This window comes from Nonomuraea sp. NPDC050540 (assembly GCF_044457485.1).
Classification (GTDB): Bacteria; Actinomycetota; Actinomycetes; order Streptosporangiales; family Streptosporangiaceae; genus Nonomuraea.
In genome coordinates this window covers 1,273,115-1,289,479 of sequence record NZ_JBITHA010000001.1, presented here as the reverse complement: position 1 = coordinate 1,289,479, position 16,365 = coordinate 1,273,115, and the positions used below count along the sequence as shown (strand labels likewise).

Below are 16,365 nucleotides of genomic sequence, written 5' to 3'. Positions count from 1 at the left end.
TCTTGCGTGGAGGTCGGCGCGAGCCGTACACATGGATCTGGAGATTTCGGGACCTGGGGAGAGTCGCGTGAACCTGGAGATCGCATTACGCATGTGCGAGGCGGCGTTGAAGCAGGCGGGGCGGGAAGGGGCCCGGGTGTCGGTCGCGGTGGTCGACGCGGGCGGGAACCTGGTGACGTTTCAGCGCATGGAAGGCGCTGAGATCGCAGGTCCCGTGCTTGCGCCCGGGAAGGCGTACACCTCGGTCGCCCATCGCATGTCCACCGCTGAGCTCGCCCCGCTGACGGCGCCGGGAGGGGAGCTTTTCGGGCTGGCGGGTGACCGATTCATCTGTTTCGGAGGTGGCATACCCCTCTGGGCGGACTACGGTGAGGAAGAACGCGTGGTCGGCGGGATAGGGGTCAGCGGAGGGACGGTCGCGCAGGACGTGGCATGCGCCGAAGCCGCCGCCGAAGTCTGGCGGACGGGCTGAGCGGCCACTTTCCGCAACACGAACCCCTGGTATCCGCCATGATTAGCCACTGCACTACGGGTAACAGTCCGTAAATCCCCGAGGAGAGAAATCCGATGGCACTTCCTACCCTTACCCCTGAGCAGCGCAAGGCAGCGCTGGAGAAGGCAGCGGAGGCTCGCGCCGCCCGCACCGCCCTGCTCGCCAAGGTCAAGGCCGGTGAGCTGTCGTTCGCTCAGCTGCTGGAGCGCGACGACGACATCGCCAAGAAGATCAAGGTCTCCCAGGCCCTTCGCGCGGTCAAGGGCGTCGGCCCGGCCAAGGCGACGGCGCTGATGGAGGAGGCGGGCGTCGACGAGAAGCGCCGCCTCGGCGGCCTGGGCGCCCAGCAGCGCAAGAAGCTGGTCGACGCGCTCGGCTAGACAGCCGAGCCGCCAGGGTCCGCGCGCACTGCCGCGCGGACCGGCCGGCGCCTCGCGCCCGCCTGGTGCGGGCGCGCAGAATCCCCTGTGCGCGTACGGCGGGCGGCCCGCACCCCCCGCCACCCCTCCACAGGCGAACCCCACGCCACGCGTCAGGAACGCAGATAGGCCAGGACGGCGAGAACCCGGCGATGCTGGTCACCGTCCTCGGCGTAGAGCCCGAGCTTGGCGAAGATGCTGCGGATGTGCTTCTCCACCGCGCCGTCGCTGATCACGAGCTGCCGCCCGATCGCCGGGTTCGACTTGCCCTCGGCCATCAGCCCGAGCACCTCCCGCTCGCGCGGGGTCAGCTGGGCGAGAGGGTCGTCCCTTCGCCTGCGCACCATCAACTGGGACACCACCTGCGGATCGAACACCGTGCCGCCCGCGGCGACCCGCCGCAGGCCCTCGAGGAACTCGTCCACGTCGACGACCCGGTCCTTGAGCAGGTAGCCCACCGCGCCCCGGGCGTCGGCGAGCAGGTCGTCGGCGTAGGAGACCTCCACGTACTGGGAGAGGATCAGCACCGGCGCCCCAGGCACCCGGCGCCGCGCCTCGACGGCGGCGCGCAGCCCCTCGTCGGTGAAGGACGGCGGCATCCGCACGTCCACCACCGACACGTCCGGCCGGTGCTCGGCGACGGCCTCGACGAGCGCGTCACCGTCGCCCACCGTCGCCACCACCTCGAAGCCGAACTCCTCCAGGAGCCTGACCAGGCCCGCCCTGATCAGCACCGCGTCATCGGCGACCACTACCCGCACGGAACCTCCGCCACGATCAATGTCGGCCCGCCGTCAGGTGACTGCACCGTCAGCTCGCCGTCCACGGCGCGCAGCCGGTCGGCCAGTCCGGCGAGACCGTGTCCCTTGGCGACGTGTGCGCCGCCGACACCATCATCGCCGATGATCAGCATGAGCGTGTCACCGGTCTTGACCAGTTGGATCGTGCAGCTCTGCGCCCGGCTGTGCTTGGCGACGTTCGTGAGCGTCTCCGCGCAGACGAAGTAGATCGCGTTCTCGACGGCGGCCTGGTAGCGCTCGACTGTCTGCACGTCGAGGTCGACCGGGACCGTGCACCGCCCGGCCAGGGCGGCGAGCGCGGGCGCGAGGCCGCGGTCGGACAGGATGGGCGGGGCGATGCCGCGCGAGAGGGCGCGCAGCTCGTCGAGGGTCTCGCGGGTGGCGCTGATGGCCTCCTTGATGGTGACCTGGGCCGCCTCGGGGTCCTTCTGCATCTGCCGCTGCGCCCGTGACAGCTCCATCGCGAGCGAGACCAGGCGCTGCTGCGGCCCGTCGTGGATGTCGCGCTCCAGCTTGCGCAGCGCGTTCGCCTCCGCGGACACGGCGGCGGAGCGGGACTCCGACAGGTCCGTGATGCGCTCCTGCAGTTCGGCGACGCCGGTCAGCAGCACGCGCCCGAGCGCGGCGCGCAGCAGCGCGGCGCCCCGGGTGACGAACGGCAGCAGGACCACGCCGATCAGGCCCAGGCCGACGTGGAAGAGGACGTTGACCCCGTAGCCGTCGCCGAACCCGAGCAGCTCGGGCAGTTCCTGGTTGCCGGGGATGCGCGAGGTGAAGATCCCGTAGATCGGATACGTCAGTCCCATGATCGGGATGGCCCAGAACACGATCGTGATCACGAACGACGCGATCGCGACCGGGAAGTTCAGGATGCCGTGCAGCAGGTCGAGCCACGACTGCCCGGCCGTCAGCGGGTTGACCAGGCGGCGCAGGCGGCCCGCGCCCGGAGGGGCCGGCTTGTAGCGGGGGCGGACCGGCGGGCGGCCCAGCACGTCCGACAGCCAGCCGCGCTCGCCCTCCGCGAAGGCACGGGCCAGCATCAGCGTGCCCGCCAGGATCGGCAGCCCGATCCACACCACCGCGGTGCCCACGCCCGCGGCGAGACCGGCCACCATCAGCACGAACGTGATGGCGGCTGTCGGGAAGCCGACCAGGGTGTAGCGCGAGTCCAGGAGGACTCGTCTCATCAGGGAGCGCATGCCGTCAACGCTACGGCCCCGTCCCCGCTGAGACGACCGGGTACGCCCGCCTTTGGGGGTAGGGCCAGCACTACCGAGCCTGGTGGTGGGATCTTGACCCGAAGAGGGAGGCGGGCGTCACTGTGCAGCGGCCGCCTGGCCGGAAGCCTTGGTTCATCGCGTTTTCCACCGAATGATCCACCGAATCGAGGCCCCCATGACCGTCCTGCTCGACCACCCACCCAGGCGGGTCGTCCAGGCGCCCGCACGCCGCGACACCTTCATCGACCTGCTGCGGGTCTTCGGCATGGCGCTCGTGGTGCTGCAGCACTGGACGATCCCGGTGCTCAGCTACGACGGCGGCCGGCTCACCACCGGCAACGCGCTGGCCACCCCGGGGGTCTGGGTGGTCACGTGGATCAGCCAGGTGATGCCGCTGGTGTTCTTCGCCGGCGGGGCGGCCAACGCCATCAGCTTCGGCCGCGCCCACGCCGGCGCGCCGCAGTGGCTGAACGTACGGCTGCGCCGCCTGGCCTGGCCGCTGCTGCCGCTGGCGGCGGTGTGGATTCCGCTGCCGCAGATGCTGGCCGCGATGGGGGTGCCCGCTCAGCCGCTGGAGACAGGGGCGCGGCTGACCGGGCAGCTCCTGTGGTTCCTGGCCGTGTACCTGATCGCGGTCACCATCACGCCGCCCATGATGAAGGCGCACGAGCGGTTCGGCTGGCGGGTCGTGGCGGTGCTGGCCGCGGGGGCGGTCGTGAGCGACGTGGTCCGGTTCTCCTCGGGGGTGGAGGCGCTCGGCTACGCCAACGTCGTGTTCGTCTGGATCGCCGTGCACCAGCTCGGCTTCTTCTACGCCGAGGGACGGCTGCGCGGGCCGGCGCTGATGGCGGCCGCCGGGTTCGGGGCGGCGGCGCTGCTGGTGGCCTTCGGCCCGTACCCGGGCAGCATGATCGGGATGCCGGGCGCCGCGGTGTCGAACATGGCGCCGCCCACGCTCGCCATGCTGGCGGTCTCGTTCGGGCAGATCGGGCTGGCGATGCTGCTGCGGCCGTGGCTGGTGCGACTGCGTACCGGGAAGGTGCTGGCCTGGGCGGGGCCGCGGATCATGACCGTGTACCTGTGGCACATGCCGGCGTTGTTCGCCGTGACCGGGGTGGTCGTGGTGGTGCTGGGCGTCGACACGCCGGCTCCGGGCAGCTTCGGCTGGCTGGCGGGGTGGCCGATCTGGTTCGGGCTGCTGACGCTGGTGATGTGGCCGCTGGTGCGGTGCTTCGCCCGCTTCGAGGAGCCGCCGGGGCTGCCGTACGGCAAGCCGTCGTGGTCCGCCTCGGGCCCGGCCGCGGCGCTGATCGGCGTCGGACTCGTCCTGCTCATGGTGTACGGCTTCGCCCCCGGCCTCGCGCCGGTCCTGGGCACGGTGGCGATCCTCGGCGGCCTGCTCCTCACCGGGCCGCGTGCCAGGTGGTGAGGCGTTCTCGGGCACAATCGGGCGGCATGAGCGTCATCCGACCGGTGACCGAGGCCGATCTGCCCGCCGTCGCCGACATCTACGCCCACTACGTGCTCAACACCGTGGCCACCTTCGAGGAGAATCCGCCGGAACCCGGCTTCTGGCGGGCGAAGGCGGCCTCGGGCCTGCCGTTCCTGGTGGCGGAGGCGGACGGCGCGGTCGGCGGGTTCGCCTACGCGGGGCCGTACCGGCCCAAGCCCGCCTACCGGCACAGCCTGGAGGACACGGTCTACCTCGCGCCCGGCTTCACCGGCAGGGGGCTGGGCAGGGCGCTGCTGGAGGCGCTGGTCGCGGCCTGCAGGGACAGCGGGGCGCGCCAGATCATCGCGGTGATCGCCGACGGCGGCGACCCGGCCTCGGCGAAGCTGCACCGGGCGCTGGGCTTCCAGGAGGCGGGACGGCTGCGGGCGGTCGGCTTCAAGCACGGGCGCTGGCTGGACACCGTGCTGATGCAGCTGGACCTGAGTTAGCCGGGCGTGCCCGAGGGGGACGGGGTGGTGCTCGGGCTGGGGCTCGGGCTCGGGCTGGGGGATATGTCGGGCAGGTCGGTGCGCATGTGCGGGGCCAGGAGGGTGGCCCAGGCCTTGGCCATCTTGGCGTACTCCTCCTCGCAGCGCACCGCCCGCGTGACCGGCAGCGCGCCGTCGGCGATCAGCGGCAGGAAGGCGTTGTGGTTGGAGCCGTAGAGGTAGCACATCATGTTGTAATAACGCTGCACGCTCAGCGAGTGCTCGTCGGCGAAGACGGTCTTGTCCAGCGGCTGCGACACCTCCTGCTGCGACATCCGGCCCCACGCCTGGATGGTGCTGATGATCTCGGAGTAGTCCCGCTGGTCCTCGGCCGAGCTGATGAGCACGAGGGCGGAGAGCTGGTCGACGGCGTCCTCCTCCCTGCCGGTGGAGGGCAGGTCGTACAGATCGATGAGGGCGTGGCCGAGCTCGTGGTAGTAGATGCCGCTCATCGCGCCCACGACGCTCTCGTCGACGTCCTGCGGGTCGGGCGTCGCGCTCTGGCCGGATTCGGGCGCGGCGAAGAGGCTCTGCAGGTACGCCACCATCTCGTAGCACATGGTGATCGTCCGATCCTCCGGGCTGTAGAAGGCGTTGACGGTGTCGCACTGCTCGGCCTTCAGGGGGATGTCGCGCGGCGGGATGAACGCGTCGGAGGCCGACTCGGCCCACTCCTGGAGCAGGTGGTGGTCGCGCATCAGCTTCTCGGCCGGCCTCAGGTCCTTGTCCTCGGGCGCCACGTAGGAGGGGATGAACGCGGGGGTGCTCGGGCTCGCGGAGGGACTGGCCGAAGCGCTGGGCGACGGGCTGGCGGACGGGCTCGGGTTCGCCTGTCCCCCCGCCGCGGGCGGCTCGGCGGGCACCGAGGGCTGCGGTTTGGTCGTACCGCAGGCGCTCAACGCCACTACCAGGACACCGGCCACCAAAAGCGATCGACTCATAACACTATGTAATCATCCGCTCCGAACTGCGACGGATCCGGGCGGGGGTGTTCGAGCAGGTCCGGGAATTCGGCAGGATAGGGGGGTGAGCCTCCTCGTAGACCGCCTGCCGGAAGAGATCGACGCCGAGCCCGATGAGATCTTCGACGCGTTCGTCGGCTGGAACGCCGACCGCGGGCTCACGCTCTACCCCGCCCAGGAGGAGGCGCTGATCGAGGTCGTCTCGGGCAGCAACGTGATCCTCGCCACCCCGACCGGCTCCGGCAAGTCACTGGTCGCGGCGGGCGCGCACTTCGCCGCCCTCACCAGGGACATCCGCACGTTCTACACCGCGCCGATCAAGGCGCTGGTCTCGGAGAAGTTCTTCGACCTGTGCGAGGTCTTCGGCGTCGAGAACGTCGGCATGATGACCGGCGACGCCAGCGTCAACCCCGGCGCCCCGATCATCTGCTGCACCGCCGAGATCCTCGCCAACCTCGCGCTGCGCGACGGCGCCGCGGCCGACGTCGGCCAGGTCGTCATGGACGAGTTCCACTTCTACGCCGAGCCCGACCGGGGCTGGGCCTGGCAGGTGCCGCTGCTGGAGCTGCCCAACGTCCAGTTCATCCTGATGTCGGCCACGCTGGGCGACGTGTCGATGTTCGAGCGCGACCTGACCCGCCGCACCGGCAAACCGACCTCGGTCGTCAAGCACGCCGAACGCCCCGTCCCGCTGATCTACTCCTACCGGATGACGCCGCTGCACGAGACGCTGGAGGAGATGCTCTCCACCGGCCAGGCGCCGGTCTACGTGGTGCACTTCACGCAGGCCTCCGCGATGGAACGGGCCCAGTCCCTCATGTCCATCAACATGGCGACGAAGGCGGAGAAGGAAGCCATCGCGGCCATGATCGGGGGCTTCCGCTTCACGACCCGCTTCGGGCGTGCCCTCTCGCGCCTGGTACGGCACGGCATCGGCGTCCACCACGCCGGCATGCTGCCCAAGTACCGGCGGCTGGTCGAGCGCCTGGCCCAGGCCGGTCTGCTGAAGGTCATCTGCGGCACCGACACCCTCGGCGTCGGCGTCAACGTGCCGATCCGCACCGTGCTGTTCACCGCCCTGTCCAAGTACGACGGCAACAAGGTGCGCAGGCTGCGCGCCCGCGAGTTCCACCAGATCGCCGGCCGCGCCGGCCGGGCCGGGTTCGACACCATCGGCTACGTCGCCTGCCAGGCCCCCGAGCACGACATCGAGAACGCCAAGGCGCTGGCCAAGATCGGCGACGACCCGAAGCGGCGGCGCGGCTACGCCCGCAAGAAGCCGCCGGAGGGCTTCGTCGGCTGGAGCGAGGAGACGTTCGAGAAGCTCCAGACCGCCGAGCCCGAGCCGCTCAACTCCCGCTTCAAGGTCAGCAACGCGATGCTGCTCGCGGTCATCAACCGCCCCGGCGACTGCTTCGCCGCCATGAAGCACCTGCTCACCGACAACCACGAGGACCGCAAGTGGCAGCGCCGGCACATCAGCCAGGCCATCGCCATCTACCGCTCCCTGCTGGCCGGCGGCATCGTCGAACAGCTCAAGGACCCCGACGAGCAGGGCCGCCGCGCCCGCCTGACGATCGAGCTGCAGGAGGACTTCGCCCTCAACCAGGCACTGTCCACCTTCGCCCTGGCCGCCTTCGAACTCCTCGGCCAGGACTCCCCCAGCTACGCCCTCGACATGGTCTCCATCGTCGAGTCCATCCTCGACGACCCGCGCCAGATCCTCGCGGCCCAGCTGAAGAAGGCCCGCGGCGAGGCCGTCGCGCAGATGAAGGCCGACGGCATGGAGTACGAGGAGCGCATGGACGCCCTCACCGAGGTCATGTACCCGATGCCGCTGGAGACGCTGCTCCTCGGCGCCTACGAGACCTACCGGCGCGGCCACCCGTGGGTGGGCGACTACACCGTCAGCCCCAAGTCGGTCGTGCGTGACATGTACGAGCGGGCGATGACGTTCAGCGAGTACATCCAGGTCTACGAGCTGGCCCGCTCCGAGGGCACCGTCCTGCGCTACCTGGCCGACGCCTACCGGACCCTGTCGCGCACCGTGCCCGAGCACCTGAAGACCGAGGACCTCGTCGACCTCATCGAATGGCTGGGCGAGCTCGTGCGCCAGGTCGACTCCTCGCTGATCGACGAGTGGGAGAAGCTGGCCAACCCGGCCGAGGCGCTGGAGGCGCAGAACCAGCTGGAGACCAAGGTCCGTCCCGTCACCGCCAACGTGCGCGCGTTCCGGGTGCTGGTGCGCAACGCGATGTTCCGCCTGGTGGAGCTGTGCGCGCTGGAGAAGGAGGAGGAGCTGGCCGAGCTGGCTCCCGACGTCGACTGGCCCGCGGCGCTCGACGCGTACTACGACGACCACGAGGAGATCCTCACCGGCGCCGACGCCCGGGGGCCCGCGCTGCTGCGGATCGAGGAGGAGAGCGGGCTGTGGAAGGTCCGCCAGACGGTGAAGGACCCGGCCGGGGACGGCGACTGGGGCATCGACGCCCAGGTGGACCTGACCGCCTCCGACGAGGAGGGCCGGGCCGTCCTGCACGTGCAGGGCCTGAACCGCCTCTGACCGCCCCACCGCCGCAGCGACCGCCACCCCTTGACCCCACGACAGCCCGCAACCCGTCCCGCGGCCCCCTCGTCGCCGCCGAAGGCGCGGTGCGGCGCGCAAGCGCGGGCCGCGCCCGCGCCCTTCGCGACCGCAGCACGCGCGTCGCAGCGCCCCGCCAAGGCGTCTGGACACGCGAGCGCGGGGATCGCCCCTGATGCGGTGCGGTACTCCCCTGCGCTCGGCAGCGCCGGGGGGTGCCGCCGGAGGCGTGGTATGGCTCGCGTTCGCTCTATGGGGGCCGGGTGGGCGGTTGGATCGCCGGAGGTGCGGTCAACGTCCAGGCGACGGTGCTCTTCCGGGGAGTGCTCGACCGCGGCGGGAGCCCGGGGGCTCGGGCGGTGGACGGGCCGGCCACCGCGGGAGATGGTTAAGCCGTGCGCCGGGACGGACTGGCAAGGGCGCCCCGGCACACGCCTCTTCCTCTAGTGTCCGGTCACGAGGTTCGCCGTCGTGTCATGACAATGTCTCAAGATCGAGACATTCAGCACGAGGCGATCTGGCAGACCTTGGCCAGCATGCGCCTGGCGTCCTGAGTCTGCCGGGCGAAGTCGGCCGTGGCGGGTTTGCCCCACTCCCCTGCCTGCGTGTACACGATGAGCGCGTTCGCCCGGCGGACCACGATCGCGCGCTCGCCGCCGACCGCGGCCTTGCCCTTGTAGTAGCTCTGGCCGGTGACCGCGAGGGCGGCGTCGCCGAGCTTCACCGCGCGGGCGGAGAACCGGTAGCCCTTCGTGCCGCACGAGGCGGCCGCGCTCTTGATCCCCGCCAGGGCGGCGCCGGCCGACGCGGCGCCGGTGTAGAGGATCACCTGTTCCGACTTGGAGTAGTCGGGGACCGCCGTGTAGATGATCGTCTTCGCGGAGGTACGGCCGGCCTGGCCGAGGGCGGCGCGGTCGCAGGGGTTCACGACGGACTTGGCGGTCTTCTTCTTGCTCACCGCCCAGCTGGTCTCGGGGTTCTTGTCCTTCTTCGCGGCGTCCTTCTCGTACAGCAGGAAGCCTTGGGGGATCGCTCCGGCGATGACGGAGGCGACGAGAATCGTCTTCAGCATGGTTCAAAATAGGGGGAATGAGCGACGAAGACGTCAAGCGGGTTCTCGGGTTGCTGGCTCAGGACGACACCCTGCGGGCCTTCTCGGCGCTGGTGCTGGACGCCGGTGCCGCCGAGCTTCCCCCGAAGGTGCTGGAGAGGTTGCGGGCGGGCGGGCTGGCCGTACCGGATGGGGAGGGGCGGTGGCGGGCGCGGCCGGAGCGCTTCCGTGAGCTGCTGAAAGCGCTGGCCGAGCCCTCGCCGCGGCTGAGCGAGGAGGAGCGGGTGCTGCAGACGTTCCTGGTGGAGGGGCGGCTGCAGACGATGCCGATGAAGCACGAGAAGCGGCTGGTGGTGCTGCGGTACATCGTGCGGGTGTTCGAGCCGGGTGTGCGGTACGCGGAGAAAGATGTGAACGTGGCGTTGCGGGCCTTCCACGATGACTACGCGGCTTTGCGGCGGTATCTGGTCGACGCGGATCTGTTGTCGCGGGAGGGCAACGTGTACTGGCGCAGCGGCGGGCCGGTCGAACTCTAGGAGTTCAGGCGCCGGCGGTAGGCGCGGGGTGGCAGGCCGTACTCCTGGGCGAAGGTGCGGCTGAAGTGGAAGGGGCTGACGAAGCCGCAGGCCGCCGCCACCTGGCCGATGTCCAGGTCGGTGGCTTCCAGGAGCTGGGCGGCGTGGGCCAGCCTGGCGGCTCGTACCGCACGCATGGGGGTGCGGCCGGTGCGCTCGGCGAACACGTGGGCGAAGCGGGACGGCGACAGCGCCACGGCCGCCGCCAGCGACGTGACGGTGTGCGGGGCGCCCGGTTCCGCGGCGATCAACTCCAGTGCCCGCGCCACCCTCCGATCCACACCCACCCCACGCAACCCGCCCACCCCACGCGACCCACCCGGCCCCGGCCCGCCCAACCCGCCTGGTCCCGGCGCGCTCACGCCACCCGCATCCGGTGCGCTCGCGCCCCATGCGCCCGGCCCCATCTCGCCGTCGCCCAGCTCTGGTCCGAAGGCGTCCGGAGCGGCTGTCGCCAGGAGCAGGATCTCCTCCACCGCGCCCAGCACCAGCTCGCGGGCCCGCTCCGCCATGGCGGCCACCGGCCGGGACGTCTCCCCCGGCTCCGGTGGCACACCCCGGCCGCTCCAGCGGGCATAGGCATGCGCCCGCAGGAACGCCCGCTCGATCCGGCCGGACACCGACGGGGGTTCACCCGCCGCCGCTCCCGGGCTGCCGGGCGGGAGGTTGGTGCGGGACCCGAGGTTGTCGCCGTGCCCAAGCGTGGTGCCAGGCGGGAGGGTGGGCTGGGTGGTTGGGGTGCGCTGGTGGGGGCCGGGGGCGAGGTGGCAGCCGGGTGAGAGGGCGTAGGGGCGTAGCCAGGTCACCCAGGACGGCCTCGGCTGGAAGTGCACCCACCAGAACCGCCAGCGCTCCCCCTCCGTCCGGTAGTGGTGTGCCGCCCGTGAGGCCAGCACCACGAGGTCGCCCGCGCCCGCCGTGAGCGCCGCCCCGCCCTGCTCGACCAGCCCCGCCCCCTCCTGTGTCCACATCAGCAGCCAGCTCGGCGAGCCCGACGGCCGCCGCGTGGCATAGCCGGGCCCCTTGTCGTAGTGGCCCACGATGACGAGCTCGGCAGCAGGAATAGACATGTCGTCGGCGCTCACCGGCATACCCTCCCACAGCCCGCGTTCTTAGGCTCGAAGGCATGGACACCAAGGATTTCCACGACCAGGGCTACATCGTCATCCGCGGCCTGCTGGCCCCGCACGAGGCGGATCTGCTGCGGGAGGAGTTCACGCGCTTGCACGCCGCGGGCCCCGTCCCAGGTCATTTCTCGCCGAAGCCCCAGGAACCCGGCCTGCCGTACGACGGGTTGCGGGCCTATCCGCGCATCATGCACCCGCACCAGATCAACGACGTCGCGCTGCGCTATCTCCTGGACGCCAGGATCGCCGCCGTCCTGCGGGAGCTGCTGGAGGAGGAGCCGATAGCAGCCCAGAGCATGTTCTACTTCAAGCCGCCGGGCGCCCGCGGGCAGGCGTTGCATCAGGACAACTTCTATCTGCGCGTCGAGCCGGGCACCTGCGTGGCGGCCTGGATCGCCGTGGACCGCGTCGACCGGGCCAACGGCGGCCTGGAGGTCGTGCCCGGTACGCACAAGATGGACCTGTTCTGCCCGGAGGACGCGGACCCGTCCATCTCCTTCACCCGCGAGTACGTCCCGCCGCCGCCCGGCCTGGAGCGCGTGCCGGTCGACATGGAGCCGGGCGACGTGCTGTTCTTCAACGGCAGCCTCGTGCACGGCTCCGGCCCGAACACCACGGCCGACCGCTTCCGCCGCAGCCTCATCTTCCATTACGCGGGCCGTTCGGCCGAGCGCATCTCCGCCTACTACCCGACGCTCACGATGGCGGGCGCGCCCCACCCGCTCGCGGCCGCCGAGGGCGGCGGGCCGTGCGGCACCGAGGCGTCGGGACCGCACTAGCTGTTCCGACCACGGAGGTTAGGTACAGGGGTTGATCGTTGTGGCATGACGAAGGGCTTCCGGGTTCGGTGTGGACTGCGACATCTACCCCTGAACCAGAAAGCCCTTCATGCAACGCCGTCGACGACCACTCTCGCAATGGCTGCACACCCGCCATCACCACCGCGGCCGCACCGCACTCGGCGGCCAGCCACCCGCCAACCGCGTACCCAGCCTCTCAGGACAGAACACCTAGCCGCCGGAGATGTCCGACTCGGCGTCGGCGGGCACGTGGCTGTCCCACGGGTCGTCCAGCCAGCCGTCCGGCAGGTGCACCCGGTCCCGCTCGCCCGACTTGCCGCGCGGGGTGTCGGTGTTGGGCGGCCACGGCTGGTCGCGGTCGAGCTTGGCCAGGGCCGTACGCAGCTCCTCCAGCGACTCGGCCGTGGTCATCGCGCGGCGCAGCTCGGAGCCGACGGTGAAGCCCTTGAGGTACCAGCCGACGTGCTTGCGGAAGTCGGCCACCGCGTACCGTTCGGTGTCGAAGCAGGCGGCCAGCCCTCCGGCGTGCCGTTCCATGACGTCGGCGACCTCGCCCAGGGACGGCTTCGCGCGCGACGAATCGCCGTTGAAGGCGTTCTCCAGATCGCGGAACAACCACGGCCGCCCAAGGCAGCCCCGCCCCACCACGACGCCGTCGCAACCGGTCTCGGCGACCATGCGCAGCGCGTCGTCGGCGCTCCAGATGTCGCCGTTGCCGAGCACCGGCACCTCGGGCACCGCCTCCTTGAGCCGCGCGATCGCCGCCCAGTCGGCCTGCCCGCCGTAATGCTGCTTGGCGGTGCGCGCGTGCAGCGCGATCGCCGCGACGCCCTCCTCGACCGCGATGCGCCCGGCGTCGAGGTAGGTGAGGTGGTCGTCGTCGATGCCCTTGCGCATCTTCATGGTGACCGGCAGCGGGCCCGCGTTGCGCACCGCCTCGCGCAGGATTCGCCGCAGCAGATTGCGCTTGTACGGCAGCGCGGAACCTCCCCCGCGCCTGGTCACCTTGGGCACCGGGCAGCCGAAGTTGAGGTCGACGTGGTCGGCCAGGTCCTCCTCGGCGATCATCTTGACCGCGCGCCCGACGGTCTCGGGGTCGACGCCGTAGAGCTGGATGCTGCGCGGCCGCTCCCCGTCGGCGAACCTGATCATCCTGAGCGTCTTGGGGTTGCGCTCCACCAGCGCCCGCGTGGTGATCATCTCGCACACGAACAACCCCGCGCCCTGCTCACGGCAGAGCACGCGGAACGGCGCGTTCGTGATCCCCGCCATCGGCGCCAGCACGACCGGCGGCCACACCCCCATCGGCCCAATCTTCACCCGTTCATTTGTAGCCGACTTCCCCCCTCGGACGGAAACTCAGCGCCTGGCCACGACCAGCGGCACGCCCGTGCGCGGGTGGGGCAGCACCTCGACGGCGTGGCCGTACACGTGGCTGAGCAGTTCCTCGCCGAGGACCCGCGCGGGCGTCCCGCACGCCCGCACGACACCCTCCGACAGCACGGCCACCCGGTCGGCGTGGGCCGCGGCGAGCGCGAGATCGTGCAGCACCACGACGACGGCGTCACCCGCGCGCGCCCGCTCCCCCGCCAGCCCGAGCACCGCCTCCTGGTGGCGGATGTCCAGCGCGGCGGTCGGCTCGTCGAGCAGCAGCATCGGCGTGCGCTGCGCCAGCACCCGCGCCAGCCCCACCCGCGCCCGCTCGCCGCCCGACAGCTCCTGGAAGGCGCGCGTCCTGAACCGCGCGACATCGGCCCGCTCCAGCTCGGCCTCGACGACCTGCGCGTCCTGCTCCTCCCCCGGCGTGCGCGCCCACGGCGCCCGTCCCATGCCCACGACCTCCTCGACCGTGAACGGGAAGGCCAGATCGAGCCGCTGGGGAAGCACCGCCCGCCGTAGCGCCAGCTCACGCGCCGTCCAGGCGGCCACAGGCCGCCCATCCAGGTGTACGGCTCCCGCCCGCGGCCGCACGTCGCCCGCCAGCACGGACAGCAGCGTGGACTTGCCGGAGCCGTTGGGCCCCACGAGCGCCAGCACCTCCCCGGCGAACACGGCCAGGTCGGCGCCGCGCAGCACCGGCTCACTCCCATAGCCGAAACACACCCCGGCGGCCTCGGCGTAGACCGTGCCGTGGGCCGGGCGGGCGGGGACGCGTGGCCTCATGCTCTTCCTCCACTGCTGTAATTTAGGTTAGCCTCACCTAATATCACATCCTCTTCATGCGATAGTTTTGACCGGTTTTGCAGCTAAATGTCACTGAAGGAGCCATGCCCATGGGCAACAACGTCGACCTCGGCCGGTGGCCTCTGGTCACCGCCGCCCAGAACGGCCGCCTCACCGTCGCGGAGGCCGACCGCCTCAACGCCGGCATGCTCGACGTGCTCGCCCGCGCCAGGGCCGAGAACCGCCGCTTCGCCGTCGTCGTGGACCAGCGCGAACGCCAGGCGCCGGAGAAGGGGGCGCTGGAGATCATCCACGCGTTCTGGTCCGAGCGCGAGGCGGAGATCGCCGAGTGGTGCGTCGGCTACGTCAGCGTGGTCGCCACCCCGTCACTGGCCGACCTCGTGGAGAACCCCGGCCCCGGCGGCCTGACCGTCCTCGGCACCGTGGACTACGACGCCGCCGTCCTGTGGGCCGCCGACCGCCTGGCCATCACCGAACCCGCCTGACCCCACCCTCCCCGGATCCGCCCGACCTTTACCGGATCCGCCTGACGGGGTGGATCGCGGCGTCCAGCAGCACGCGATCGCCCAGCGGCGCGGACAGCTCGACCGTGAACGGCGTGCGCGGGTTGCCCTGGCAGGTCTGCGCCCGGCCCGGCGCTCCGGCCACGCCGATCAGCAGCCGGACCTCCCGGTCGGCCATCAGGGCCACGCGCTCCGGCCCCTCCTCCACGACCCGCCACCGCTCCAGGTCGGGCGGGCGCCGTACCTCCTCACCGCCGAGCGCGGCCAGCCCGTCGGGACCGAGCTCGGTCGCGGGCCTGCCTTCTGTGAGCACGCCGAGCGGCACCTTGTGGTCGTGACAGACGTACACGGCAGACGGCGAGACGACCGAACCCGACGGGGACGGGGCGAGCCCGGGAGTGAGGCCCGCGCCGGCGGTGGAGCCCGCGCTCGTGACGGGGCCCGCGCCGCAGGCCGCCGCGAGCAGGGCCAGCGCGGCCAGTGCGCTTCTGGGGGCCATCCTCACCACCGCCTTCACGCGCAACGACGTCATGGGAGGCGTGGCGGTTCATCCCGTGGGGGAATGGCCGGTATCCGGGGGTGTGTGCCGTACCAGAAAGTCGCGCAGATTCGTGATGACAGCACCCCGAACGACCATCGCCGATACGCTGTGAGCTGCGATCGATGGGGAGGCGAACGATGCTGCTTCGACTACGGCTCACGCTGCCCGACCGGCCGGGTTCGCTCGGTCAGGTCACCCGGGTGCTGGGCGTGGCCGGAGCCGACATCACGCAGCTGACCGTCCTGGAGCGCGGCGGCGGGCGGGCCGTGGACGACATCACCGTCTTCTGCCCGGACGGCACCCCCAAGGAGACGCTGGCCAAGGGCTTGCTGACCGTCCAAGGTGTACGCGTCGAGGCGATCTGGGCCACCCGCGAAGCCGCCGGCACCTACCCCGAGCTGGAGATCCTCAAGTACATCACCACCGCGGGCGAGCGCGCGCTGACCACGCTCATCGACTCGCTGCCGGTGCTGTTCAGCGCCGACTGGGCCGCCGCGTCCACCGCCGACGCGACCGTCTACTCCAGCTGGCGAGCCCCCCAGGAGATCGTCCTCCCGCCCGAGAACCCGCCCCGCCCCGTGGCGACCACCCTGGAGTCCGGCCTGCACCTCATCCACGCCCCGCTCCCGCCGCTGGCCCTCACGCTGATGCTGGCCAGAGCCGACGGCCCCGCCTTCCACCGGATCGAGGTCCACCGCCTCACCCGCATCCTGGAGATCTTCCTCAGCCTCCCGGCGACCGAACGCAGCGTGGCCCGTCAGCTGCGCAAGTGAGCATCCACTCCAAAAACCCGCTAGAGTTGCTGTGTCGCCGCGAGCAGCGGCGGACGCGGAAGTGGCTCAGTGGTAGAGCATCACCTTGCCAAGGTGAGGGTCGCGGGTTCGAATCCCGTCTTCCGCTCGGAGAGGCCGCAGGTTGGGGCCTCGCTCGGTGGAGTGGCCGAGAGGCGAGGCAGCGGCCTGCAAAGCCGTCCACACGGGTTCAAATCCCGTCTCCACCTCTAGTTGAATACCCGGACGATTAGCTCAGCGGGAGAGCGCTTCCCTGACACGGAAGAGGTCACTGGTTCAATCCCAGTATCGTCCACCAGCACGGCCTTGCCTTCCGCGCCCTTTGGGCGTGCGGG

At 71.1% G+C, this 16,365-nt stretch carries 17 protein-coding genes and 3 tRNA genes; 12 read left to right on the top strand and 8 right to left on the bottom strand.

The window, feature by feature from the left end; all coding sequences use genetic code 11:
* Positions 1-67: 67 nt before the first annotated feature.
* Together ACIBI5_RS05860 and mihF are read left to right on the top strand one after the other, a co-directional pair.
* On the top strand, positions 68-472 hold the full coding sequence (locus tag ACIBI5_RS05860; protein ID WP_184962963.1) for a heme-binding protein: 405 nt from the start codon (positions 68-70) through the stop codon (positions 470-472).
* A gap of 95 nt (positions 473-567) precedes the next feature.
* Complete coding sequence (mihF, locus tag ACIBI5_RS05855; RefSeq protein WP_184962109.1) at positions 568-873, top strand: integration host factor, actinobacterial type; 306 nt, start codon at positions 568-570, stop codon at positions 871-873.
* A gap of 152 nt (positions 874-1,025) precedes the next feature.
* Here mihF and ACIBI5_RS05850 read toward each other — a convergent pair whose 3' ends face one another.
* Entirely contained in the window at positions 1,026-1,673 is a 648-nt protein-coding gene (locus ACIBI5_RS05850; RefSeq protein ID WP_184962111.1) for a response regulator transcription factor, read from the bottom strand.
* Complete coding sequence (locus tag ACIBI5_RS05845) at positions 1,664-2,911, bottom strand: sensor histidine kinase (RefSeq protein ID WP_397243564.1); 1,248 nt, start codon at positions 2,909-2,911, stop codon at positions 1,664-1,666. Before ACIBI5_RS05845 ends, ACIBI5_RS05850 begins: the two co-directional genes overlap by 10 nt.
* Before the next feature lie 196 nt (positions 2,912-3,107).
* On the opposite strand from ACIBI5_RS05845, the gene ACIBI5_RS05840 reads away from it, so the two are divergent.
* Positions 3,108-4,361, top strand: a complete 1,254-nt coding sequence (locus ACIBI5_RS05840) for an acyltransferase (protein ID WP_397243562.1) — start codon at positions 3,108-3,110, stop codon at positions 4,359-4,361.
* Positions 4,362-4,387: 26 nt separating this feature from the next.
* Positions 4,388-4,873, top strand: coding sequence for a GNAT family N-acetyltransferase (locus tag ACIBI5_RS05835; protein ID WP_397243560.1), 486 nt, complete (start codon positions 4,388-4,390; stop codon positions 4,871-4,873).
* Here the strand turns inward: ACIBI5_RS05835 and ACIBI5_RS05830 are convergent.
* On the bottom strand, positions 4,870-5,853 hold the full coding sequence (locus ACIBI5_RS05830) for a DUF4344 domain-containing metallopeptidase (protein WP_397243558.1): 984 nt from the start codon (positions 5,851-5,853) through the stop codon (positions 4,870-4,872). The genes ACIBI5_RS05835 and ACIBI5_RS05830 overlap by 4 nt on opposite strands.
* Before the next feature lie 85 nt (positions 5,854-5,938).
* Between ACIBI5_RS05830 and ACIBI5_RS05825 the strand changes: the two genes are divergently transcribed.
* A complete protein-coding gene (locus ACIBI5_RS05825) occupies positions 5,939-8,437 on the top strand; it encodes a DEAD/DEAH box helicase (protein WP_397243556.1) in 2,499 nt (832 codons plus the stop codon).
* Between the two features lie 523 nt (positions 8,438-8,960).
* Here the strand turns inward: ACIBI5_RS05825 and ACIBI5_RS05820 are convergent.
* Positions 8,961-9,530: a hypothetical protein gene (locus tag ACIBI5_RS05820; protein WP_397243554.1), complete on the bottom strand. Its 570-nt coding sequence runs from the start codon at positions 9,528-9,530 to the stop codon at positions 8,961-8,963.
* A 17-nt stretch (positions 9,531-9,547) separates the two neighbouring features.
* Here ACIBI5_RS05820 and ACIBI5_RS05815 point away from each other — a divergent pair, with 17 nt between their 5' ends.
* Complete coding sequence (locus ACIBI5_RS05815; protein WP_397243552.1) at positions 9,548-10,045, top strand: DUF2087 domain-containing protein; 498 nt, start codon at positions 9,548-9,550, stop codon at positions 10,043-10,045.
* On the opposite strand, the gene ACIBI5_RS05810 is transcribed toward ACIBI5_RS05815, so the two are convergent.
* Positions 10,042-11,169, bottom strand: coding sequence for a helix-turn-helix domain-containing protein (locus ACIBI5_RS05810; protein WP_397243550.1), 1,128 nt, complete (start codon positions 11,167-11,169; stop codon positions 10,042-10,044). The two genes, ACIBI5_RS05815 and ACIBI5_RS05810, sit on opposite strands and share 4 nt — an antisense overlap.
* A gap of 41 nt (positions 11,170-11,210) precedes the next feature.
* Here ACIBI5_RS05810 and ACIBI5_RS05805 point away from each other — a divergent pair, with 41 nt between their 5' ends.
* Complete coding sequence (locus ACIBI5_RS05805; RefSeq protein ID WP_397243548.1) at positions 11,211-11,990, top strand: phytanoyl-CoA dioxygenase family protein; 780 nt, start codon at positions 11,211-11,213, stop codon at positions 11,988-11,990.
* Between the two features lie 231 nt (positions 11,991-12,221).
* Here ACIBI5_RS05805 and dusB read toward each other — a convergent pair whose 3' ends face one another.
* Both dusB and ACIBI5_RS05795 read right to left on the bottom strand, forming a co-directional pair.
* On the bottom strand, positions 12,222-13,331 hold the full coding sequence (gene dusB / locus ACIBI5_RS05800; protein ID WP_397243546.1) for a tRNA dihydrouridine synthase DusB: 1,110 nt from the start codon (positions 13,329-13,331) through the stop codon (positions 12,222-12,224).
* A 39-nt stretch (positions 13,332-13,370) separates the two neighbouring features.
* The gene (locus ACIBI5_RS05795; protein WP_397243544.1) at positions 13,371-14,174 is read right to left on the bottom strand and encodes a heme ABC transporter ATP-binding protein; all 804 of its coding nucleotides are present in this window, start codon (positions 14,172-14,174) and stop codon (positions 13,371-13,373) included.
* A 110-nt stretch (positions 14,175-14,284) separates the two neighbouring features.
* On the opposite strand from ACIBI5_RS05795, the gene ACIBI5_RS05790 reads away from it, so the two are divergent.
* Entirely contained in the window at positions 14,285-14,680 is a 396-nt protein-coding gene (locus ACIBI5_RS05790; RefSeq protein ID WP_397243542.1) for a hypothetical protein, read from the top strand.
* Positions 14,681-14,708: 28 nt separating this feature from the next.
* Here the strand turns inward: ACIBI5_RS05790 and ACIBI5_RS05785 are convergent, their stop codons facing one another.
* The gene (locus ACIBI5_RS05785) at positions 14,709-15,197 is read right to left on the bottom strand and encodes a hypothetical protein (protein ID WP_397243540.1); all 489 of its coding nucleotides are present in this window, start codon (positions 15,195-15,197) and stop codon (positions 14,709-14,711) included.
* A gap of 179 nt (positions 15,198-15,376) precedes the next feature.
* On the opposite strand from ACIBI5_RS05785, the gene ACIBI5_RS05780 reads away from it, so the two are divergent.
* The 4 genes from ACIBI5_RS05780 (at position 15,377) to ACIBI5_RS05765 (ending at position 16,328) form a co-directional block, all read left to right on the top strand.
* Positions 15,377-16,012 (top strand): amino acid-binding protein, encoded by a 636-nt coding sequence (locus tag ACIBI5_RS05780; RefSeq protein ID WP_397243539.1) that lies wholly within the window; start codon positions 15,377-15,379, stop codon positions 16,010-16,012.
* A 55-nt stretch (positions 16,013-16,067) separates the two neighbouring features.
* Positions 16,068-16,139 (top strand) — tRNA-Gly (locus ACIBI5_RS05775).
* A gap of 29 nt (positions 16,140-16,168) precedes the next feature.
* A tRNA-Cys gene (locus tag ACIBI5_RS05770) sits at positions 16,169-16,239 on the top strand.
* A gap of 14 nt (positions 16,240-16,253) precedes the next feature.
* A tRNA-Val gene (locus ACIBI5_RS05765) sits at positions 16,254-16,328 on the top strand.
* The last annotated feature ends 37 nt before the right edge of the window (positions 16,329-16,365 follow it).

Bases quoted from the DNA above. Each gene is read 5' to 3' on its own strand.
- mihF (WP_184962109.1), top strand. From the start codon at position 568: ATGGCACTTCCTACCCTTACCCCTGAGCAGCGCAAGGCAGCGCTGGAG.
- ACIBI5_RS05845 (WP_397243564.1), bottom strand. From the start codon at position 2,911: ATGCGCTCCCTGATGAGACGAGTCCTCCTGGACTCGCGCTACACCCTG.
- ACIBI5_RS05840 (WP_397243562.1), top strand. From the start codon at position 3,108: ATGACCGTCCTGCTCGACCACCCACCCAGGCGGGTCGTCCAGGCGCCC.
- ACIBI5_RS05835 (WP_397243560.1), top strand. From the start codon at position 4,388: ATGAGCGTCATCCGACCGGTGACCGAGGCCGATCTGCCCGCCGTCGCC.
- ACIBI5_RS05830 (WP_397243558.1), bottom strand. From the start codon at position 5,853: ATGAGTCGATCGCTTTTGGTGGCCGGTGTCCTGGTAGTGGCGTTGAGC.
- ACIBI5_RS05820 (WP_397243554.1), bottom strand. From the start codon at position 9,530: ATGCTGAAGACGATTCTCGTCGCCTCCGTCATCGCCGGAGCGATCCCC.
- ACIBI5_RS05815 (WP_397243552.1), top strand. From the start codon at position 9,548: ATGAGCGACGAAGACGTCAAGCGGGTTCTCGGGTTGCTGGCTCAGGAC.
- ACIBI5_RS05805 (WP_397243548.1), top strand. From the start codon at position 11,211: ATGGACACCAAGGATTTCCACGACCAGGGCTACATCGTCATCCGCGGC.
- ACIBI5_RS05795 (WP_397243544.1), bottom strand. From the start codon at position 14,174: ATGAGGCCACGCGTCCCCGCCCGCCCGGCCCACGGCACGGTCTACGCC.
- ACIBI5_RS05790 (WP_397243542.1), top strand. From the start codon at position 14,285: ATGGGCAACAACGTCGACCTCGGCCGGTGGCCTCTGGTCACCGCCGCC.
- ACIBI5_RS05785 (WP_397243540.1), bottom strand. From the start codon at position 15,197: ATGGCCCCCAGAAGCGCACTGGCCGCGCTGGCCCTGCTCGCGGCGGCC.
- ACIBI5_RS05780 (WP_397243539.1), top strand. From the start codon at position 15,377: ATGCTGCTTCGACTACGGCTCACGCTGCCCGACCGGCCGGGTTCGCTC.